We start from the raw sequence: 23,385 nt of genomic DNA, 5'->3' as shown, positions 1-23,385 counted from the left end.
AAAAACCAATATTCAAAGAGCATCCAAAGTTAGATCTACAAAAGGCTTGTTAGTACATCTGTTTGGAAAGATAGCAGCTGCATTTATAAACTTAATTTTTTAACCCTTGATTCGCATATATTCTTATAGATAAGAAAAAGGAGACGTGGCTTACTACAGATGGTTGTGGCATTTATAAAGTAGTAGGGAAGAACAAAAAAGCGATTCCGTACAACTCAGTGAATGGGAATCAACTTGTAAAAAGCAATTCAATATGGAGTTTATATGAAGATGTAGCTGGAAACAAATGGATTGGTACATTACGTGGAGGAATCAGCATGGTCGGAAATAGCCCAAAGTACTTTAAGAGTATTAAAGACCATGCAAAAGAGAACGACCCTGCGGAAAACTTCATTCTGTCATTTTGTGAAGATGAAAAGAATAATGTTTGGATAGGTACAGATGGAGCGGGGTTAAAGTATTGGGACAGAAAACAAAATAAGTATACAACCTATAGTAATTCGGCACATTCTCCCAATAAAATCACAAGTAATTTTATTACTAGTATAATAAGGGACACTAATAATGAAATTTGGTTATCAACATGGGCTGGTGGTGTAAATCGCATTAATCCAGTAAATAATACGATAAGCCATTTTTCCTGTTATAATCCATATACGAAACAGATTGAAAAAAATATATGGTTTGTGTATAAGGACTCCAAGGGAAATATATGGGCCAGTGCTACTAATGAAGGCTCTTTGTATCTTTTTGATCGAACTAAAAACAGTTTTGTACTCTTTGATAAAACAATCAATAATTTACAATGTCTTACAGAAACCAGTGATGGTAAATTGTGGGGCGGTAATTATACTTCATTATTTGCGATCGAAAAAGGAAGCAAAAAATACAGTAAGATAAACATAGGTAATCCTATTAGATGCATCCTCGAGGATAAGAGCAAACAACTATGGTTGGGTACTCAAGAAGGAGGGTTGTTGTTGTTTGATCGGAAGACAAACACATTTAAAAGACTTACTATGGATGATGGGTTACCTTCTAATACAATTTTGCGTTTGTTAGAGGATAAAGAAGGGAATTTATGGATGAGTACCTATAACGGAATTTGCAGATTTGATAAAAAGAAAAAGACTTTTAGAAATTTTTCTGTAAATGATGGATTACAAAGCAATCAGTTTAGTTTTAATGCGGGAATTAAATTGTCTACCGGTGAATTTCTTTTTGGAGGAATAAATGGATTTAATTTATTTTTTCCTGAAGCTATAAAAGAATTCAATCAGGAAAACAATATACTACTGACGGATTTTTATGTAAATAATCAGCCTATAGAAGAAAATAAAAGTGACATAATATCTAAGAGGAGTTTCGGTAAAATCACAGCCGTAATTTTGCCTTATGATCAAACGGCCCTTTCTTTAGAATTTGTTGCTCTGGATTATAATAATGCAGATAAAATAAAATATGCTTATTACTTAGAGGGCTGGGACAATCAGTGGAATTATGTTGGACAGGCCCGAAAGGCCAATTATACAAGATTAACAGAGGGGAAGTATGTTTTTAAAGTAAAAACTACAAATTTTCAAGGAGGATGGAATGAAGTTGAAACCCTCGTGAGTATAGTAGTTTTACCACCATGGTACAGAACCTGGTGGGCTTATAGCTTCTATTTACTTACACTTGCCGGTATTGTTTTTGCGTACATAAAATACTACAAGAACAAAGAAAAACTGAAGTATAAAGTTAAAATAGCTGAATTAGAAAGAAAAAAAGAAAAGGAAATAGCTGAAAAGCAGTCATCAATGTTTACTTATATCTCACACGAGTTTCGTACCCCTCTGTCGCTTATTATAAATCCATTAAAAAAAGCGATTCAAAAGGAGAATGTCGAAAAAAGTTCTTCGGGCAGTGATTTAGTAATTGCGCACAGAAATGCGAGAAGACTTTTGAGTCTGGTAGATCAGTTATTGCTTTTTCGTAAAGCTGAAAATGATGCTGATGTACTTAGAATATCTGCTATAAACGTAAATAATCTTTGCTATGAAGTTTATCAATGTTTTGTAAATCAGATAAAAGATAAAAATATTGACTACACGTTTCAGATTCCAGAAAAGACTATTGAAATAGTAGGGGATTATGAAAAAATAGAGATATCCTTGTTTAATCTGATGTCAAATGCCTTCAAGTATACTCCTGTTGGAGGAGCAATTAATCTCAAGCTGGCTGAAAATGAAACGGATGTAATTATAGAAATTTCAGATAGTGGTACCGGAATCGCGAAAGATGATTTAGAAGCAATTTTCGAGAAATTTAAACAAATAAATTCTAAAGGATCAGTTGGTGGTACGGGCTTTGGGATTGGACTTTTTATAGTTAGATACTTTGTGGAGAAACATAAAGGCACTGTAATTTGCAGTAGCGAAATTGGTAAAGGGAGTGTGTTTAAATTGAACTTTTTAAAGGGTCAAGATCATTTTGAAAATTTGCAAATTAGTACTGTAACCCCTAAAATGAGTCCGTTGGTGGAAGAACTAATGGCAGATGACGGACAGGAAAGTATTGAATTTTCCGATAGTAGAACTTCGGATAATGAGTTGCACAAAGTGATGCTCACGGATAAGCGTACGCTTTTAATTATAGATGATAATACAGATATAAGGAATTATTTGATAAAGTTATTTTCGCAGACCTATATAATTTACAGTGCTGATAATGGTGAGGAAGGGCTGAAACTGACTAAAAAACACATGCCCGATTTGGTTATCAGTGATATCGCGATGGATGTTATGGATGGACTTGAATTATGCGTGAAAATAAAAGAAAATAGCAGTCTTTCTCATATTCCGGTGATATTGTTAACCGCATCAAAAAATCCTGAAACACATCTTCAGGGTATAAGTGATGGGGCAGATGATTATATTACTAAGCCGTTTGATGATGATATACTCGTTGCTCGTGTTGAATCTTTATTACGAAGTCGAAGTAATTTACGTAAATATTTCCTTGATAGCATAACCCTTAAGGAGAATACAAAAAAGGTGCCAGCAGAATATCAAGAGATTTTAAAAAAATGCATTGCTATCATAGAGGTTAATATTCACAAACGCGATTTTACCATTAAACATTTTGCTTCTGAAATGGGAATGAGTCATAGAACTCTTTATACTAAAATTAAAATTATTTCAGGACAAACCTTAAACGCATTTATTCGCTCGGTGCGAATAAGAAGAGCTGCAATGCTAATGCTAACTGAAAATATAAATATTGCCCAGGCAAGTGCTGAGGTAGGTTTTGAAGATCCAAAATATTTTAGACAGCAATTTGTAAAACTATTTGGTGTGACTCCTTCAGAGTATATAAAAAAATATAAAAGCTCGTTTAACGCTGATACGAATATTATAAAATAATATTTCCCTTTAAAGTATTTCTAATTCGTGCAATCGGATAAATTGTGTAAGTCAAAAAAATAAGAGCAGCGGTCTCCTTATTTTTTTTGACTTACGTGTTTTAAGGGCATGTCTTTTCATTTTTATTTCACTGTATGCTTTATTTTTTAGGTCTGGAATAGTATTATTTCCTTGATCTATAACGATGTAGATTGTAAGGCTCTATTTATTTGATAATTGTGTTTTGTGTAAAAAAATCAATTATTTTTTTCATATTCATTAATTTTTTTAACAATAAATAGTTTAATTACGAATTTGACCTCCTTTTTTTTCCATTTTACCCCTCCTCAAACTTTCAAACTAACCATTTCTTTGCATTTATAGTTGTACCGATACGGTATTATTATAGACTTTATAATTTGTTTATTATTAGGTAGATTTTAAAATTGCAAAATGCTTAGAAATTGCATTTGGCAGGAAATTGTAAGAGTGTGTTTTACTTATTTATTTACCTATGCCCGCAATATAAACACTGCGGGCATAAATAAATAAAACAATAGTCTAATAGAATACAAAGAATAAAATTTTGCTTTAGGAACGATTTCTGAATTATTTGGATCAAGTATTAGTTAACCAATATTCTTTAAAAAAATTTGATAAAATTTAAAAATGTAAAAACAACGCTTATAATTAACCAAACAAAAACAATATGCTAACAACCAAAAAATTACTTTTTCATTGCTCTGTTTTTTTTCCGAACGAAGAATGGCAATCAACATTATCAAACGCACTTTATCTATTATTTACCTATCGGATAAAAGAACTGTTACCAGATCTAAGACAAATAACCTTCAATGGATTTATAAATTATGATGAAGGATTACAAAGAGTAGCAATTCGAAATTAATCTAAAACGAATGTTATTTTAATCTAAAATGTTTACAAAAAAGAGAAAATGGTTACGCAAGACATGGCGCAGAAATGAAATCAATTGTCTGTATCACTCCGCAATGAACATAGTGGATGTATTATAAACTTCTTTTTTAGAATTTAAAACAAACTAACAAACTAACCTTAAAATTAAAGAGATGAAAAAAATTAAGTTTTTATTTTTTCTTGCTTTTTTTGCAACGCTATTTATAGGTTGTCAAGAGAATGAACAGAGTTTTGCGGAATCTGAAGCTCCGACGATTTCAATAAGCACAGGAGAAATTTATGGAGCACCAAACAGAAAATTCGAAATCAAAGCAGCTTTGGATGATGATTTAGGATTAAAATCAGTGAGAATTGAAATACCTGAATTATCATTAGATAAAATGATCACTTTTGAAACGGATCCGTTACTTACAACATATGATTTGAGCTATTTTTTTGAAATTCCTGCTGATAGAGGAGCATCTGAATCTTTTAAAATCAAATTGACAATTGTTGACGTTTCCGGTAATTCAGTTGATGAGGAAATCAACTTACGTTTAGACGGAGAATTTAGTGCTCCTTCTATAACTATGGACAGTCCTAAAGAAGGAGCTGTTATCTTGTTGCCATCAAGTAACATAATGAAAGTAAAGTTCACTGTAAATGATGACTCAGGTATTGAATTTGTACACGTTACTTGTGCAGCTCTTCTGATCGATGATATGGTTCCTTTGAACGGAGTTCAGTCCTATACTTATGAAAAAGACTATGAATTACCTCGAAGCGATGCAAGTTATGTATTGACAATTACTGCAAAAGATAAGTTCGCTCAACCCAATACAGGTACTACAAATATCAATGTTATTGGCTCTAACGACTATCCTGCTATCTATTTGTGCGACCAGCCGAAAGGTACTAATCTTACTACAGACGCTGTTGGTGTACCAATGTATTTCCACGACAAAAATGGACAAGATTTCGAATTCAAATATTATGCTGATAAAGACAATAAAGAAATTTATTTCTTAGGTCAAGAAGGAGATTTTGCTCCGCATTGTTTTGGTTTGAATGGTTCTAGTTTGGCTTATGGGATTAATAGCGCTGCAATTGTATTGCCAACAAAAGGGTACTACAAAATTAAAATGAATCCAAAAACACTTGCTCTTTCTGTTGCGAAATATACACCGTCAAGTAAAGTTTGGGCAGATATTGTAAACGGACTTTGGCATGATGACGAAGCGCAAAGAAAACCATTCGTTAGTGTTTGTGGAGGTGGTATTCAGGGTGCTAACTGGGACACATGGAATGCTTGGGCACAAGCAGGTTTACATTTGGCTAATGACCCTAATAATCCCTATCAACTAGTTGGAGAGTATACACTTACGGGAACCTTGGAGGCGACTTTTACAGGCCAGTGGTGGAGTCCATCTTGGAGATTAATCAAAAACGGTATTGCTACGATGTCACCTGGAGAAAACGGTAATGCAAAATATCCAGCTGCTCCGGGTGTTTACAAAGTAATTATTGATACCGAGTTAGAGAGAGCCTTTATAACAAAAAAATAGTTGTTATGATCTTGATTGTAACATTAATTAATAAAATATCTTAATATGAAATATAAATTTATATGGTTATTTATTACCGTGTTGTGCAGTGCTGCAACATTTGGACAGATAACAGTAAAGGGCACCGTTAAGGACAAAGGGGCACTGCCAATTCCCGGAGTAAATGTTTTCGTGAAAGGAACAAAAACTTCAGCTTTAACCAATTTTGACGGTAATTACTCGATTGTAATTCCTAATAAGGATGCCCAACTGGAATTTTCTTTCATCGGTTTCACTACCAAAGCAGTAAAAGTGGATGAAAAAACAGTTGTTGATGTTGTTTTGGAAGAAGCTAGTCAAACACTGGAGGAAGTAGTAGTTGTAGGATACGCTACAGTAAAGAAAAGTGATGTTACCAGTTCGATTGCTTCAATAAAAGGAAAAGAACTGCAAACAATGACTGTTGGTAATGTGACGGAGTCATTGCAGGGTAAAGTAGCCGGGGTCCAAGTCACCGGTGCTGGAGGACCTGGGGCGCAGCCAAGAGTTCTTATTCGTGGGATCTCTACGGTAAACCTTAATACAGATCCTCTTTACGTTGTGGATGGTATTCCAATGGGTACAAGTATCAATTTTCTGAGTGCCAATGAAATTGAGTCTATGGAAGTGCTTAAAGATGCTTCTGCGAGTGCTATTTATGGTTCTCGTGCCTCAAATGGGGTGATCCTTATTACCACAAAAAAGGGTAAAATCGGAAAGCCGAAATTCAATTTTGATTTGAGTACAGGTACTCAAGTGATGAATAACCCTTATAATATGGCAGATGCAGAAAACTATGCCACTATAATAAATACAGCTTATACCAATGCGGGATATGCAGCTAACTTTGCAGATACAGAACAGTACAGAGGAAAAACAACCGATTGGTGGGGTACCGGAATTAAGAAATACACACCTGTAACGAATGCTTCATTTGGCGTTTCTGGTGGTTCTGAAAAGCAAACATATGCTATAAGCCTTAACTACTATGATTCAGATTCTTTCTATGACGTAGGGGGATGGGAAAGAATCACAGCAAGAATTGCTAATGATTTCAAATTTTCTGACAAATTTGCAGCAGGATTTACATTAAACCCACGCTATGAAACATGGGGAGCACCTGGAAACTGGGCCGATTTTGATAAAATTGATCCTATTACGCCGATTTACAAACCAGCTGATCAATTAGATGGAACAGAAAATGAGTATAGTATCTACGCACGATCTCCATCTTATATTTGGAATCCGGTTGCTGCTGTAAAAAGATATGATGATTATACCGATTTGTATAACCTGAACACGAATGCTTATTTGCAATATGAGCCTATTAAAGGTTTGATAATTCGCACACAGGGATCTCTTGAAATTGGTGATAAAGTGTGGAGTAAATTTACTCCGGATTTTGTAATTGATGCTGCACATGAAAAAGCTGAAATTAATACTATTCAGCGATCAAATACTACCAATAATGACTGGACATGGCAGACGACAGCTACCTATTCAAAAACATTTGCTAAAAAACACAATGCTACTTTCATGGTAGGTAGTACTATGGAGGAATACAATGGACGTGATGTTTGGGGTTACGGAGAGGGGGTGCCTAATAATTCTGATGCTATGAGAGAGTTAAATGCTGCAACCAAAAACTTCGATAGTGGGGGGAACAGCTGGTCAAACTCTTTGATGTCATACCTTTCTCGTGTATCTTACAATTACGATGGTAAATATTATTTTACAGGAACTTTCAGACGCGACGGTTCTTCTAAATTCATGGCTGCGAACAAATGGGCGAATTTCCCATCTGCATCTGCTTCCTGGAGAATTTCAAACGAAGACTTTATGTCGGGTGCTAAAAGTATTGTTAACGATCTTAGATTCAGAGCTGGTTGGGGGAGAGTAGGAAATCAAAGTTTACCTGGTTCGGTTTATGAATCAAACATTGGACAAGGATATTATCCAATTGGAGATGTTATTGTTGATACGTCTTACCCATCTTCTATGGCAAACAAAGACATCAAATGGGAAACTGTTGAAGATGTAAACTTTGGTCTTGATTTCGGATTGTGGAAAAACAAACTTTCAGGTTCGGTAGAATATTATCAAAAAACAACTAAAGATATGTTGTTCTTAAAACAATATCCTACGTATAGTGGTTTCCCTGGATATTCAACAATTTGGACTAATGTTGGTTCAATGAGATCTAATGGTATTGACTTGCTGGTTTCTTATAAAGATAAAAAAGGAGATTTCTCTTATGGGGCTGACCTTACTTTTACTACTGTTAATGTTGATATGATTTCGTTGTCAACAGAAGGAGAAAAATTGTATGGAAGCGGTAATAGAACTTTAACTGCTGAAGGAGAACAGCCTGGGTATTTCTATGGATATGTTGCAGACGGTTTGTTCCAAAATCAGACAGAATTAAATGCGCATACCGATGAACATGGAACGGAATTACAGCCTTATGCAAAAGCTGGAGATGTACGTTTCAAAGATTTAAATGGAGATGGCAAACTGGACGATAAAGACAGAACGAAAATTGGTTCTCCATGGGCTGATTACACTGTAGGATTGAATTTGAATGTGGCATACAAACAATTCGATTTGCTTGTTAATTTCTATTCCAGTATCGGAAACGAATTAGTAAACCAAAATATTTCTGATTTGTATAATGGTACAAGTTTGAGTAATAAAGTAAATGGATTAGATCAAATGGCTTGGCATGGAGAAGGAACTTCAAATTATGTTCCTCGTTTGTCTAAAGATGACAACAACGAAAATTTCTCAAAATTCTCTTCATTGTATGTAGAAGACGGGTCTTTCCTGAGAATGAAAAACATTCAGTTAGGATATTCGTTGTTTGATAAATTTGGGTTTGATAAACTTCGATTGTCTATATCAGGTCAAAACTTATGGACGGTAACGAACTATACAGGAGTTGATCCTGAAGTAGGAGGGGGAGATCCTGAAAAAGGTGATAGAGTTAAAGGATCTGGATTCGGAGGATGGAATTATCCAGTTCAGCCAACAGTTTTGTTCGGTCTTAATGTTGCATTTTAATAATTAAAGAATATGAAAAAAATAATATTATCAATAATAGCTTTTTCTGCATTTGCAGTTTCTTGTGACGACTTTATTGAAAAAGAGACAAGGGGAGTTCAGAGTATTGAAAACTATTTTCAAACTGCACAAGAATGCGAAAATTATGTTAATGAGTTAACGCATAGGTTGTTGTTGCCTAATGATTGGTATACTTTAGTTGCACCAAGAGTTACCAATGAAATGGCAACGGATGATGCCTGGATGGGGAATACGGGGCAGGACAACTCTGCGCACAGACCTTCTTCTCAATACACCATTACTCCTGATAATATGGGCGATATGAACAGTATTTATACGGCTCATTATTATACGATACAATCCTGTAATACTGGTTTAGAGAAAATGGCAGAAGCGCCGATTAGCGAGTCTCAAAAAAATCAATATATGGGAGAGTCATTGTTTGTTCGTGCTTATTGCTACTATGAGCTGGTGAATAACTTTGGAGCTGTTCCCTTGTACACAACATCACTTGGAACAAGTGATTTAAAATTAGAGCGCAGTCCCGTTGCCGCAGTTTATGCACAAATAGAGGCAGACCTTAAAGAATCTGCTGCAAAATTGGAGAATATTACGGTAGCAAGAAACGGAAGGGTTAACAAATGGGCTGCTTATGCCTTATTGGCTAGAGTCTCTTTGTTTCAAGAAAAATGGGCTGAAGCGAAACAATATTCTGACAAGGTTATAACGGAAGGTCCTTTTTCGTTAGAGGCTGATTTCCTGAATATCTGGAATGTTAATAACCATAACGGCGTGGAGTCTATCCTTGAAGCACAATCATCAAGTGTACAGGATAAAAGTTTGGGAAGTGCTTTGCCTACTTTATCCGGAGCAAGGGGTGAAGACAAAAAATATTTTCCAAGTAATGATGCTGGAGATGTACTTGACGGTTGGGGATGGTGTATGCCAACAAGCGATTTGGAAAACGCCTACCTTTCTGAAAATGATGTGGTGCGTCGCAGAAGTACAATCACCAAATGGGGAGAGGCTGCCTATGGAGATGAAGTCCTTAACCCAACCCATAAATTTAGTTTGAACGACAATAAATCAGGACGTATTATTCGGAAATACTATATTCCTATTGCAACCCGTCGTGCATTAGACAAAAAAGACGGACACTTACCATTGAATATACCATTGATTCGTTTAGCAGAGATGTATCTGACAAGAGCAGAAGCTAATTATCATTTGGGAAGCGGTGATGCTTTGGCAGATATCAATATTCTTAGGGCTCGTGTAAAACTTGATCCTAAAACAGGTTTAGCAGGTCCTAATTTACTGAGACAAATCTATAAAGAGCGTCGTTTGGAACTAGCTTTCGAAGGATTGCGTTTGTACGATATTCGTCGTGAAAAAGATCCTACTACAGGAAGACCTGTTATTGAATCTTTGATGGGACCAAGTGGTACTTTTGTACAATACAACTTGAACTCGGCAGATCCTTATGAAACTACCAATTTGAGAGAGCCACAAGACAAGGGTATAAATTTCAGCCCTTCTAAAAATTTGCTGTGGCCAATACCTCAGTTAGAAATAGATTTAAGTGGAGGAGTAATTACACAAAATCAGGGTTATTAATATGAAATTTAGTAACAGCTATAAAGGGAGCCTGCTATTCGCAGGCTTGCTTTTAATCAACGTATTTTTAATTAGTTGCGAATCTGATACTGCTGAAAATTCACAGCCTGTTGTTGCTACTACCAGAGTTTTAAAGGTGAATCTTGATATGAATCTTCAGACAATGGAGAGCTTTGGAGCATCAGATGCCTGGCAATGTAATTTTATAGGTAAAAATTGGCCTACTGACAAAAGAAATCATATAGCAGATCTACTATTTAGTAAAGAAGTCGATACTGAAGGAAGTCCAAAAGGGATTGGATTATCGCTATGGCGTTTTAACCTGGGTGCAGGGAGCGCAGAACAAGGAGAAGCAAGTGATATAGGAGACCAGTGGAGACGTACAGAGTGTTTTACTGCTGATGGAGTTACTTATGACATGGGTAAGCAAGCAGGGCAGGTATGGTTTATGAAAGCCGCCAGAAGCCGCGGTGTAGAAAAGTTATTGGCTTTCACAAATAGTGCCCCTGTTTATTTAACCAGCAATGGCAAAGCACATGCTAGTATTAAAGAATTTTACAATCTGAAAGATGGAAAAATGCCGGACCTCGCTGATTTTTGGGTTAATTCTATTGCTAAATTGAAAACAGAACATGGCCTGACAATTGACTATATCAGTCCTTTCAACGAGCCGCAATATGAATGGGACGGTACAAATCAGGAAGGTTCCCCAGCAACAAATGCCAACATCTACAATTTTATAAATATTTTAGCTCCAAAATTGCAATCAAAAGGACTTAGTGCTCAAATTGTAGCAGGAGAAGCAGGAGCCTTCGAACCGCTGTATAAAACAGTAACCGGTAAAGAGAGTCGCTCAAACCAGATTGATTATTTCTTTGGCGTTAATTCAACCAAAAATATTGCCGGATTGAGCAACGTAAAGAAAACGATATCAGGGCACAGCTATTGGCAAGCCTGGCCTTTGAGTGGGCTAATTTCTTCCAGACAATCTGCTGCTTCAAAAATACAATCGGTTCCAGGACTTAGCCTTTGGGCATCCGAATATTGTATCCTTGAGAGTCCCGGGACAGCTGAACTGCCAGGAGGGGGTGGTCCAGGAAGAGATCTAGGTATGCAAACTGCTCTTTGGGTTGCTCGTATCATAAGTACTGATATCGCTATAGGGGGAGTTACCTCTTGGCAATGGTGGACAGCCGTTAGTCGTGGGGATTATAAGGACGGATTGCTTCACGTTGATGACGGTGCGAGTAATGGCGCGGGTAATTCGGATTATTGCAAATACGATGGAACCGTTAGAGATGCCAAAATACTTTGGGCCTTCGGAAACTTCTCATTCTTTGTAAAACCAGGAATGGTAAGGGTTCAAATACCTGATTTAGACAATTCAGCTGCAACAACTGATGTCATGCTAACAGCATACAAAGATATAGCGAATAAAAAACTTGTAGTTGTAGCGGTTAATTTTAGTAACGCAGCGAGAACTTACAAATTGAATCTTTCAGGAGGTACTTTAGTAAACAATAAATTTACGCCTTACACGACTTCTGATACTAAAAGTTTGAAAAAAGGAGCTGATGTTGATGCCGCTAATTTTGAAATACCTGCAAGAGCAGTTGTCACTTTTGTAGGAAGTTATAATTAATGATTATTAGAATAAGTTTTAAATGAATACTCTTTTTCGTTTTTAGATAATTAAATAGAAAAAGACAGATAGCATAAAAAAAAAATGAAAAAAATTTATATCTCGCTTTTACTGCTTGTTAGTTCGCTGTTTTTTGGTCAGCGAACCGCTACCATTAGTACAGATAATGTGGTTCAAACGATGGACGGTTTTGGAGGTTCAGATGCTTGGAGATGCCAGTTTGTCGGAAAAAATTGGCCAAAGCAAAAGAAGAATGCCATTGCTGATTTACTTTTTAGTAAAGAAATTGATGAACAAGGAAATCCAAAAGGAATTGGACTTTCAATTTGGAGATTTAACCTGGGCGCAGGCAGCACAGAACAAGGCGAAAACAGCAAGGTTTCGGACCAATGGAGAAGAACGGAATGTTTTCTAAACGCTGACGGTACTTACAACTGGTCGAAACAGGAAGGACAGCGATGGTTCTTGCAGGCGGCAAAAAAACGTGGTGTGGAAAAATTCTTGATTTTTACCAACAGCGCACCCGTTTCTATGACAAGCAATGGATTGTCTTTCGCAACTCAAAAAAACAAGCTCAATCTGAAAGAGGGAGCCGTTCCAAAATTTGCGGATTTCTTAGTTCAAAGTATTCAGGGATTAGAGAAGAAAGAAGGGATTAAATTTGATTATGTAAGTCCAATAAACGAACCGCAATGGGAGTGGATGGCAAATAACGGTGATAAAAACAGCCAGGAAGGAACACCTGCTACCAATCAGGAAATTTACGATTTGACCAAAGCGCTTTCTGAAAAACTCAGTGCCAAAAAAATGGATACTGAAATTGTTATTGCTGAAGCGGGGCAAATTAACTATTTGTATGAAAATGTAAATGGAGAAAACCGCGACAATCAGATAGACTACTTTTTTGGCACTACAAAAACGAACGTATCTAAAATACCGAATGTAAAAAACACCATTTTAGGACACAGTTATTTCACAACCTGGCCCTTCGACAAACAGGTTTTGAGTCGAAAATTAATCGCTGCAAACGTTAAACAAAGGGATGGATTAAAATATTGGCAGTCGGAATACTGTATCTTAGAAAATCCTGGAGAAGGGGAGATTCCTGGAGGTTCAGGTACAGGAAGAGATTTGGGTATGCAAACGGCATTGTATGTTGCTCGTTTGATTCACAATGATATTGCACTTGCTAATGCGGCTTCATGGCAGTGGTGGACTTCCTTTACTCGTGTGGATTATAAAGATGGTCTGATTTATTTAGATGACGGAAAAAGCAAAGGTGGTACAGATCCTAATTATTGTAGAAATGATGGGGAGTTTCATGATTCAAAACTGCTTTGGGCATTGGGAAATTATTCGCTATTTGTACGTCCGGGTATGCTTAGAGTTGATGTTCCTAATCAAGACGAACTGGGCGCTGCAAACGATGTGATGCTAACAGCATACAAGGATGTCGAGAATAAAAAATTTATTGTTGTTGCCGTAAATTGTGGGAAATCGGCTCAGAAATACAAATTTGATTTAACAAAAGGAGCACTGAAAAATAATGAATTGACTCCCTATGTTACCTCCGATAATTCTAATTTAAAAAGAACTGACATCCAGAAAATTGATAATTTAGAAATTCCACCGAAATCAGTTGTCACTTTTGTAGGCGAATTTCAATAAGCAAAAGTAAAATATAGATTTACTTTTGAAGTATCTCAAACAATTATAATTTAAAAAATAGGGTAATGATTCGATATCAGCTTAAAAAAATTGTGTTTTCTGTTTTATTCTTTTTAATAGCCAGCTATGGTGCTCAATCTCAAACTGAAAAAGAATTTCATAGCTGGGCAGCTACTCCGCCAATGGGATGGAATAGTTGGGATTGCTTTGGACCTACCGTTACGGAAACAGAGGTAAAAGCGAATGCGGATTATATGGCTAAATATTTAAAACCATATGGATGGGATTATATTGTAGTAGATATCAGATGGTATGTTGGGAACGATAAAGCGCACGGATACAATGAAAAAGATCCCGATTATGTTCTGGATAAATATGGTAGATTTTTACCTGCGGTAAATCGTTTCCCTTCGGCAGCGAGGGGGAAAGGTTTTAAGCCGTTGGCTGATTATCTTCATGAAAAAGGGTTAAAGTTTGGTATTCACATCATGAGGGGTGTACCGGTTATTGCGGTAAAACAAAACTCAGCTATAAAAGGAACGAATCTGACGGCAAGGGATATTTACTCTGAAAAAGATCAATGCAGCTGGCTGCGCGATATGTATACTATAGTTCCAGGGAAACCAGGTGCTCAGGAATACTACAATTCTCTTTTCGAACTATATGCTTCTTGGGGACTTGATTTTATTAAAATAGATGATCTCTCTTCTCCTATTTATTTTGAAGAAGAAATCAATATGATCCGCAAAGCAATCGATCGCACCGGACGTAAAATCGTATTGAGCACATCGCCTGGAGAAACTCCAATTGCACATGCCGATCACGTTCAAAAAAGTGCGAATATGTGGCGTACTGTTGGAGATTTTTGGGATAGTTGGGAACAATTAAAAGATCATTTTGACGTATTTGAGCGTTGGAACAAGTGGCGTTCCTATGGAGCCTATCCTGATGGTGATATGTTGCCAATTGGTAGAATTGGTATCAGGGCAGAAAGAGGAGATCCTCGTATGACCGCTTTTACAAAGGACGAACAATACACTTTAATGACCTTGTGGACTATTTTTAAATCCCCTTTAATGTTTGGAGGGAATCTTCCGGATAATGACCCCTTCACACTTTCTTTACTGACTAATAAAAATGTTCTTAAGGTTCTTAACGAAAGTACCAATAACAGACCTCTTTTTACCGATAAAGACAAAGCGGCCTGGATTGCTGACCAGCCAGGAACGGGAGCTAAATACTTAGCCGTATTCAATACCGCAGATCAACATTTAGTAACGCAGGAAAAAGCAGTTTGGAACAGCGGGTTGATATCAAAAGTAACACCGGGACAAAGTGCCATGGTCGATATTGCTATTAAGGGTGCTAAAAAACTGTACTTGGTCGTAAACGATGGAGGTGATAAAACGGATTGGGATCATGCTAACTGGATTGAACCGACGCTATATAAAGGTAACGATTCCATCAAACTTACTAGTTTAAAATGGATAAAAGCAACAGCGGGATGGGAAAAACCAAAGGTTAACCAAAGTGTCTCCGGCAATGCTCTTACTATCAATAAAGTTAAGTATGAAAATGGGATTGGTACACATTCCAATTCAATTATAGAATTTGATATACCGGAAGGGTATACCCGTTTTAAAGCTCTTGTTGGATTGGATGAAGCCTGTGTTACTCAAAATACGGGGGCTACCGTTAATTTCTTTGTATTTACACAAAACCCTTCGGGAGCTGCACCGCCGCCTCGCGCGAAAATTACCATAGATTTGAAAAGTATTGGACTTCCAGATAATTATTTAATCACCAATCTATGGTCAGGGAAAGTACTTGGAAAGTTTTCAGGCGAATTTGCTCCTGAAATTAACCTGCATGGAGCGGGTTTGTACAAAATTGTTAAAGTATCAAAAAAAGCTAAATCGCATTAAAAAGCATGAATAATCCAAAAATAGCAAACAAAAAAAGAAATACCTATAAATGGGTTGTTCTATTAGTAGCCTTGAGTACTCTTGGATCAGCTAAAGCACAACAGGTTTCTAAAAAGAAATCGCCTAAGTCTGTAGTAAAGGTTTCCACTACAAAAACAAGCGCTTATTTATTTACGTATTTTATAGGAAACGCTAAAGATGAAGAGGCCATTCGTTTTGCAATCAGTAACGATGGTTATAATTTCAGAGCATTAAATAACAATCAAGCTGTTATCGATTCCAAACAAATCAGCTCTAGTGGAGGTGTACGCGATCCGCATATTTTGCGCGGAGCTGATGGTGAAACCTTCTTTATGGTTGTAACCGACATGGTATCTGCACAAGGGTGGGATTCTAACAGGGCGATGGTGCTATTGAAATCAACCGATTTGATAAACTGGAGTTCAACGGTAATCAATATTCAAAAGAAATATCCAAACAATGAAAATCTAAAACGAGTTTGGGCACCACAAACGATATATGATACCCAAAAAGGAAAGTATATGATTTATTGGTCCATGCAGCACGGAAGTGATGTTGATAAAATTTATTATGCTTACGCTAATGCTGATTTTACCGATTTGGAAACGGAGCCCAAACAATTGTTTTTTAGTCCAACAAACGGAGCTTGTATAGACGGTGAAATTATTTTCAAAGACAATAAATACCACTTGTTTTTCAAAACGGAAGGAGCAGGTGCCGGTATAAAAATAGCCGTATCTGATAAACTTACTGAAGGGTATTCTCTGAGAGATAACTATGTACAGCAAACAAAATATCCGGTGGAAGGCGCCGGGGTTTTTAAACGGAATGATTCCAAAGATTATATATTGATGTATGATCTTTACACAAAAGGAAAATATCAGTTTACAAAAACGAGTGACTTAGAAAATTTTTCTGTTATTGATAATGCTATTTCTATGAATTTTCACCCGCGTCATGGAACTGTTATGCCGATAACAGAAAAAGAAGTAGCGCGATTGGAAAGCAAATGGGGCACGGCTAAGGATATTATTAGTTCTTCTGAAGCTAAGGAGGTTAAGAAAACCAATATCAAAGCAGATAACGCAACCAAGCAAGTTCATTTACCTGTAAAACAGGGAACCAATCTCTCATCATTTAATCCTGATTTTACAAAATTTGCAGGTGTGACCGTTGCCCCAAGAACAGCTCAGGATTTTACAAAGGGAGCCGTAAAATATACAGTTGCTATAGAAGGCCAGCCAGCAGAAATCTGGTCGGTTACGGCGTCGGTGGCCAATAATCCGGTTTTGGACGGTTTTTATGCTGACCCGGATATCATGTATTCTGAAAAAACTTCAAAATTCTATATTTACCCAACGAGTGATGGATTTGATGGCTGGTCGGGGACTTATTTCAAAACGTTCTCATCACCTGATTTGGTGAATTGGAAGGATGAAGGAATTATTCTTGATCTTGAAAAAGGGGTAAGCTGGGCAAAGAATAATGCTTGGGCCCCGTGTATTATGGAGAAAAAATCAGGAAATGCCTATAAATATTATTTCTATTTTACTGCTGGTCAGAAAATTGGTGTGGCAGTTGCTGACAAGCCGGAAGGTCCTTTTGTTGATTCAGGAAAACCTTTGATAGACCAATTACCAAATGGTATCGCTTCAGGACAACAAATAGACCCTGATGTATTTACGGACCCTCAAACAGGAAAAAGCTACTTGTATTGGGGTAACGGTTATATGGCTTGCGCAGAACTTAACGACGATATGATTTCTGTTAAACAAGAATCTGTTAAGGTCATGACTCCAGATGATACATTCCGTGAAGGGACTACTGTTTTTCTTAGAAATGGGAAATACTATTTTTTATGGTCAGAAGAGGATACACGAAGCGAAAATTACCGTGTACGTTATGGAATTTCGGACACTCCAACAGGTAAAATTAGCATTCCTAAAAACAACCTTGTAATTGCAAAAGACAAAGAGGAAGGTATATATGCAACAGGTCATAATTCGATTATTCAAATACCCGGTAAGGATGAATGGTATATTGTATATCATCGCTTCAACTATCCCAAAGGAATTACTATGGGAGATGCAGCCGGATTCAATAGAGAAGTCTGCATAGATAAAATGGAGTTTGACAAAGACGGGAATATACTATTTATAAAACCAACTCATGAGGGAATTAAACCCTTAGGAAAATTGACCGGACAATAGTGAATAGGACAGAGATGATTACTGATTAAATGAATAACAACAAATTTTATACAATGACTACTAAAAAATTCTTATTACCAATTCTTATTTTTTCCTGCTTGTCTGCTTTTAGTCAGATATCATTCGGAGATTCCAAAAAAATTAATGAAAACTGGAAGTTTATACTTCAGGATACACCAGATGCTAAAAATGCAGCATATAATGATGATAAGTGGCAATCCGTTGCTGTACCACATGACTGGAGCGTAGAAGGCAGGTTAAGTCCAACTTTGGCCAGTTGTACTGGTTTTTTGCCAGGTGGAATTGGATGGTATCGAAAAGCATTAAACATTGCTGAAAATAAAAGGGGACAAAAAGTATACTTATATTTTGAAGGCGTGTATAACAGGAGTGAGGTTTTTATTAATGGACACTCCTTAGGAAAACGTCCTAACGGATACATCTCTTTTGCATACGACGCTACTCCTTATATCAAATATGGAGAAGATAATACAATAGCTGTGCGTGTTGACCATAGTCAAAGTGCTGATTCGCGTTGGTATACCGGTTCTGGTATTTATCGTGATGTATGGGTGGTTTATGCGAATCCTGTACATATTGCGCAATGGGGTGTATATGCCTATCCTGAAGTTAATAAAAATAAAGGAATTTTAAATATAGAAGTAGCCCTAGAAAACGGATCTGCTGTAAAAACAAATCTGACCGTTGTAAATGAGCTTTTGACCAGCGATGGAAAAGTTGTCGCTAAAAGTTCCCAAAATGTTCTTGTTGGAGCTAATCAAGAAAATAAAATCACAACAAAAATAAATGTAAAAAATCCGAAGTTATGGGATTTAGAGAATCCAAATCTATATCAGTTAAAAACGACCGTTTTTAAGGACGGAAAAGCAATAGACAAAGCGGTTACACCAACAGGTTTTAGGAATTTCACGTTTGATTCTAATAAAGGTTTTGCGCTTAATGGTAAAGGGATGAAAATGAAAGGGGTTTGTATGCATCATGATGCGGGAGTTTTAGGTTCGGCCGTACCTAGAGATGTTTTGAAAACCAGATTGAAAACACTGAAAGAAATAGGAGTGAATGCGATTCGTACCAGTCACAATCCACAGGCTCCAGATTTTTATGAACTTTGTGATGAATTAGGTTTGTTAGTTCTTAATGAAGCTTATGATGAATGGGAATTTCCTAAACGTAAATGGCTTGAGGGGTGGAATGTGGGTACTCCAGGATTTGAGGGCTCACATGATATTTTTGCCAATTGGGCCGAAAAAGATATTGAAGATATTGTACGTCGTGACAGAAATCATCTTTCCATATTTGCCTGGAGCATAGGTAATGAAGTGGATTATCCAAATGATCCGTATTCTCATCCCGTTTTAGATGGTGGAAAAGATAGTGGATTTGGACAGGCTTCTTATGGGGGTTACAAAAAAGATGCACCTGATGCTATGCGTCTTGGAAATATAGCCAAACGTCTTGTGGCGGCTGTAAAAAAGTATGATAAATCACGTCCTGCAACTGCAGGACTTGCAGGAGTATCCATGTCTAACGAAACAGAATATCCAGGTGCTCTTGATATCGTGGGATATAATTACACGGAAAGTAAGTACGATTCCGACCATAAGAAATACCCAAACAGAGTAATTTTTGGCAGTGAGAATGTTCATAATATGGAGCCATGGTTAGCCGTGAAAAATAATAAGCACATTTTTGGACAGTTTTTATGGACAGGGATCGATTATTTGGGTGAATCGGGAATCTGGCCTTCGAGAGGGTTCTACTCAGGATTAGTTGATCTTGCAGGGATTATTAAGCCAAGAGGATATTTCCGCCAATCATTATGGTCTGATAAACCGATGATTTATGCTGGGACTTACCTTGCAAATAAAGACACAGAACTTTCTAAAGACGCTTGGTCTTTATGGAATTACAATGAAGGACAAATGATTAGAGTAGTTTGTTATACCAACGCAGCCAAAGCCCGTTTGGAATTAAACGGAAAAGTTGTTGGCGAAGAGCAGAAATATGATGAAAAAACAGGAGTTATTTATTGGGATATCCCTTTTACATCAGGTAAATTAGAAGCAATAGGACTAAATAATGATAATAAAGTAGTAAGCCAATATTTGATACTATCTTCCCAACAACCAGATGCTCTTGGGATTAATGAAAAAAGTATCACTATCGATAAGGAAAAAGGAGTTGCAAAAGTAATTGTGCAGGTAGTAGATGAAAAAGGATTTCCAGTGATGCTTTCGGATAATGATGTTACCTGTATTGTAAGTGGTTCAGGGACTTTATTAGGACTGGACGCCGGTAATAATAGCGACATGAGTGATTATACCGATAATGTTCAGAGAGTATTTCACGGTCATCTTGTAGCTTATATTCAGGCGACAGGCGGTACTGAACCTATAACTGTTAAGTTTACCAGTAACTGGTTAAAATCTACTGAGGTTAGTATTCAAGTAAAGTAAGTTGCAAAAGTACTTATTATCGTAAATACATTGATAAAATAATAGGCAAGAGATTGTTACTTACTTTAGTTAGTACGAAAAAAAATAATTTTGATAGCATACGTAAAGGCTGTTTCTTTTTAGAAGCAGCTTTTGTGTTTAGAAACGTTTTTAAAATTGTATTGTTTCAAGATAAAACACGCTTTGACTTATTTTATATTTAAGTTATGAAAACCTTTAATTGGTTTAGTTTATAAAAATAATTTGTTTTTATGTATTTAACTACGTAGTTTTGTGATGTAAATAATTCACTATGAAAACAGCGATTAGACCTATTGAAAATGAATATGCGGAAGCGGTGATTGATTTAATCTTAAACATCCAGCAAAAGGAATTTAATGTAGCCATCACTTTAGAAGATCAGCCTGATCTTTTGGAAATAAGTGCCTTTTACCATCAGCAGGGTGGTTGTTTTTGGGGTGCCTTTATAGACGGGGAATTGATTGGTACGATTGCCTTGGTCAAGTATGATGATAAGGCAGGTGCAATAAGAAAAATGTTTGTAAAAAAAGAGTATAGAGGCAAAGAGCTGTTTATAGCGCAACAATTGTTGGACACACTAATTTCCTATAGCAAGCAAAATGGTCTTCACCATTTATACTTGGGAACGGTTTCGATATTGGAAGCTGCCCTGCGCTTTTATGAAAAAAATAATTTTGTGCGCATTGAAAAAGAAGCACTTCCAAAAGCATTTCCTTTAATGAGTGCAGATAATGTATTTTGTCATTTAGCATTAAACCAAATATGATGAACGTTATAGATGAGTCAGGTATCCTGGCCATATCCACAAGGTTGCAACGCCTCAGTGAACAGCTGCGTAAAGACGGTGCTTTACTTTACAAATCATTTGATATTGAGTTCGAGCCAAAATGGTTTCCAGTCATTTATACCCTTTATTATAAAGGGGTGTTGAGTGTGGTAGAAATTGCGAACGAGATTGGGTATACGCACCCTTCAACTATTAGCTTGTTAAAAGAGCTGGAAAAGCAAAAACTCATCCGTTCTAAAAAAGATAGGCTAGACGAGCGCAAACGCCTAATCTTACTTACCGCCAAAGGGCAGGAGCTTATTATAAAAATGAAACCGGTATGGGATATTATGTCCAGTGTGCTTAGCGAGATTGCAGACAATCAAAACAATTTGCTTAAAGCGATTAATGAAGCCGAAAGCAAAATAGCAAATCAAAGTTTTTTGCAAAGAGCATTACAATTAAAAAATGGAATAGGTTGATTTAGTATTATTCATTTTCCTATTTCTAATAGTTGAAAAAAGGTATGCGTCCCAGCAATAGCATCAATCCACTAAATCCTGATTGAAGTATTGTGGAAGAAGATTATGCAGTTCTGATGATTTGGTATCATTGATATTATTTAGAACATGATGCAACCATTGGGATGGATTAACATTGTTCTTCTTGCAGGTTGCAAAAAATGAATAATACATCGCAATATTTTTTGCTGCTTCGTGTGAACCTGCGAATAAAAAATTTTTCCGACCCAAAGCTAAAGGCCGAATGGCATTTTCAACGAGATTGTTGTCAATATGAAGATTTCCGTCTTTTAGATAAGCCATCAGGCTGTCCCAGCGTTTCAGGCAATAATCATATGCCTTACCTAAAGGACTTTTTGGTAATTCCAATTTTGACTGTACGGCAATATAGTTTCCTATTTCGTTTAGGATAGGATGTGATTCTTCCAGTCTTAAAGCCTGTCTTTCTTGAACTGAAAGGTTTTGAGAAGTCGCTTTTCGTTCAATTTCATATAGCTTTTGGATTTGTTGCATCACGTGGGATGCATTAGCTTTATTATAATCCAATGATTTTTCAAAATAGCGACGCGCATGAGCCCAACATGCTATTTGGGTAACATTTTCTTTGAGTGCAAATTGTGGATATACACCATAGCCATCGGTTTGAAGGTAGCCTTCAAATTCGTTTAGCATTTCCAAAGGACCTTCGCTGCCGCGTCCTTTTCGGTAATCAAAATACACACTTTTGGGTATGGGCGCGTGATACACCCACATAAATCCAGTATGTGTTGCGCCTTTTTTATCGGTGTCCTGTACTTTTATTGGAGATTCGTCCGCCTGAAGATAACCGTTATTCAGGGTATGCTGTCGATGACATTCATACAGCGGCCGCAGTAATTGAGATACTAATCTAACCCAGGAATCGACTGTAGAAGAAGGAATATCAACACCTTCTCTTGAAAATCGCTGTATCTGGCGGTAAAGTGGAAGATGATCCACAAATTTGTCGGTGATGATTTGAGCTAAAAGAGTCGTTCCGGCAATACATTTTGGAATCGGACGAAAATCAAGAGAGGCAATTTTGACTTGCTGATTTCCTTTTTCATCCGCAGGGGCAACATATTTGTTTCTGATGTAGCGGTTGATGAACAATTTTGCAGGAGCGTATTCCAATTCATCAGTAATTTCCTGACCGATACACTTCATTCCCTCAATATTTTCAGTTGGTTCCAATACAATTTCATTTACTGGAAGATGCGAAGGCAAGGCCATACGGCCTTGATGCTTTTTAGCTGCTTTTTCGCGCTCGTAGGTGATTTGTTCCTTTACCGATTCAACAGCCGCTACAACTTCTTGCTGATCAATTTCAAAAGGAATGGCTAATTGCTCTGGATTTTCACTGGCAATGAAACGTTCTTTTTTAGAACCGTACATCGCTCTTTTGAACTGCTCGATCTGAAATTTGAGATAACTAACCTCTTGTTCGAGTTTCGTGGCTACGATCTCTAACTTTTCGGCTTTGGATTCTAATTTGGAATTGAAAGATTCTAACTTATTCGTTTTGGATTCCAATTTTCTGGTTTTGGATTCTAATTCG

At 36.8% G+C, this 23,385-nt stretch carries 12 protein-coding genes; 11 read left to right on the top strand and 1 reads right to left on the bottom strand.

Translation table 11 applies throughout. From position 1 onward, the window contains the following. Window positions 1-218: 218 nt before the first annotated feature. The 11 genes from ACNQGN_RS18320 (at window position 219) to ACNQGN_RS18270 (ending at window position 21,770) form a co-directional block, all read left to right on the top strand. On the top strand, window positions 219-3,404 hold the full coding sequence (locus ACNQGN_RS18320; RefSeq protein ID WP_417989268.1) for a two-component regulator propeller domain-containing protein: 3,186 nt from the start codon (window positions 219-221) through the stop codon (window positions 3,402-3,404). Between the two features lie 1,067 nt (window positions 3,405-4,471). After that, window positions 4,472-5,863, top strand: coding sequence for a hypothetical protein (locus tag ACNQGN_RS18315; RefSeq protein ID WP_417989267.1), 1,392 nt, complete (start codon window positions 4,472-4,474; stop codon window positions 5,861-5,863). A gap of 45 nt (window positions 5,864-5,908) precedes the next feature. After that, window positions 5,909-8,941 (top strand): SusC/RagA family TonB-linked outer membrane protein, encoded by a 3,033-nt coding sequence (locus ACNQGN_RS18310; protein ID WP_417989266.1) that lies wholly within the window; start codon window positions 5,909-5,911, stop codon window positions 8,939-8,941. A 12-nt stretch (window positions 8,942-8,953) separates the two neighbouring features. After that, window positions 8,954-10,558: a RagB/SusD family nutrient uptake outer membrane protein gene (locus ACNQGN_RS18305; RefSeq protein WP_417989265.1), complete on the top strand. Its 1,605-nt coding sequence runs from the start codon at window positions 8,954-8,956 to the stop codon at window positions 10,556-10,558. Window position 10,559: 1 nt separating this feature from the next. Then, window positions 10,560-12,200 (top strand): glycoside hydrolase, encoded by a 1,641-nt coding sequence (locus tag ACNQGN_RS18300; protein WP_417989264.1) that lies wholly within the window; start codon window positions 10,560-10,562, stop codon window positions 12,198-12,200. A gap of 84 nt (window positions 12,201-12,284) precedes the next feature. Further along, on the top strand, window positions 12,285-13,868 hold the full coding sequence (locus ACNQGN_RS18295; protein WP_417989263.1) for a glycoside hydrolase: 1,584 nt from the start codon (window positions 12,285-12,287) through the stop codon (window positions 13,866-13,868). Between the two features lie 65 nt (window positions 13,869-13,933). Continuing rightward, window positions 13,934-15,793 carry an NPCBM/NEW2 domain-containing protein gene (locus ACNQGN_RS18290; protein ID WP_417989262.1) on the top strand — a complete coding sequence of 620 codons (1,860 nt, stop codon included), beginning with the start codon at window positions 13,934-13,936 and terminating at the stop codon, window positions 15,791-15,793. A 5-nt stretch (window positions 15,794-15,798) separates the two neighbouring features. Next, window positions 15,799-18,024, top strand: coding sequence for a glycoside hydrolase family 43 protein (locus tag ACNQGN_RS18285; RefSeq protein ID WP_417989261.1), 2,226 nt, complete (start codon window positions 15,799-15,801; stop codon window positions 18,022-18,024). 53 nt (window positions 18,025-18,077) lie between these two features. Further along, window positions 18,078-20,501 (top strand): glycoside hydrolase family 2 TIM barrel-domain containing protein, encoded by a 2,424-nt coding sequence (locus ACNQGN_RS18280; protein ID WP_417989260.1) that lies wholly within the window; start codon window positions 18,078-18,080, stop codon window positions 20,499-20,501. Window positions 20,502-20,793: 292 nt separating this feature from the next. Further along, complete coding sequence (locus ACNQGN_RS18275) at window positions 20,794-21,288, top strand: GNAT family N-acetyltransferase (protein WP_417989259.1); 495 nt, start codon at window positions 20,794-20,796, stop codon at window positions 21,286-21,288. After that, complete coding sequence (locus tag ACNQGN_RS18270) at window positions 21,288-21,770, top strand: MarR family winged helix-turn-helix transcriptional regulator (RefSeq protein ID WP_417989270.1); 483 nt, start codon at window positions 21,288-21,290, stop codon at window positions 21,768-21,770. Before ACNQGN_RS18275 ends, ACNQGN_RS18270 begins: the two co-directional genes overlap by 1 nt. A gap of 63 nt (window positions 21,771-21,833) precedes the next feature. Here the strand turns inward: ACNQGN_RS18270 and tnpC are convergent, their stop codons facing one another. Then, window positions 21,834-23,360, bottom strand: a complete 1,527-nt coding sequence (gene tnpC, locus ACNQGN_RS18265) for an IS66 family transposase (RefSeq protein WP_417989269.1) — start codon at window positions 23,358-23,360, stop codon at window positions 21,834-21,836. Window positions 23,361-23,385 lie beyond the last annotated feature (25 nt).

Source organism: Flavobacterium rhamnosi (assembly GCF_048286515.1).
GTDB lineage: Bacteria > Bacteroidota > Bacteroidia > Flavobacteriales > Flavobacteriaceae > Flavobacterium.
This window is presented reverse-complemented; position numbering and strand designations above follow the sequence as displayed.

What these genes read in the sequence shown, in the direction of transcription:
- ACNQGN_RS18315 (WP_417989267.1), top strand. Translation starts at nt 4,472, where the DNA reads ATGAAAAAAATTAAGTTTTTATTTTTTCTTGCTTTTTTTGCAACGCTA.
- ACNQGN_RS18310 (WP_417989266.1), top strand. Translation starts at nt 5,909, where the DNA reads ATGAAATATAAATTTATATGGTTATTTATTACCGTGTTGTGCAGTGCT.
- ACNQGN_RS18305 (WP_417989265.1), top strand. Translation starts at nt 8,954, where the DNA reads ATGAAAAAAATAATATTATCAATAATAGCTTTTTCTGCATTTGCAGTT.
- ACNQGN_RS18300 (WP_417989264.1), top strand. Translation starts at nt 10,560, where the DNA reads ATGAAATTTAGTAACAGCTATAAAGGGAGCCTGCTATTCGCAGGCTTG.
- ACNQGN_RS18295 (WP_417989263.1), top strand. Translation starts at nt 12,285, where the DNA reads ATGAAAAAAATTTATATCTCGCTTTTACTGCTTGTTAGTTCGCTGTTT.
- ACNQGN_RS18290 (WP_417989262.1), top strand. Translation starts at nt 13,934, where the DNA reads ATGATTCGATATCAGCTTAAAAAAATTGTGTTTTCTGTTTTATTCTTT.
- ACNQGN_RS18285 (WP_417989261.1), top strand. Translation starts at nt 15,799, where the DNA reads ATGAATAATCCAAAAATAGCAAACAAAAAAAGAAATACCTATAAATGG.
- ACNQGN_RS18280 (WP_417989260.1), top strand. Translation starts at nt 18,078, where the DNA reads ATGACTACTAAAAAATTCTTATTACCAATTCTTATTTTTTCCTGCTTG.
- ACNQGN_RS18275 (WP_417989259.1), top strand. Translation starts at nt 20,794, where the DNA reads ATGAAAACAGCGATTAGACCTATTGAAAATGAATATGCGGAAGCGGTG.
- ACNQGN_RS18270 (WP_417989270.1), top strand. Translation starts at nt 21,288, where the DNA reads ATGAACGTTATAGATGAGTCAGGTATCCTGGCCATATCCACAAGGTTG.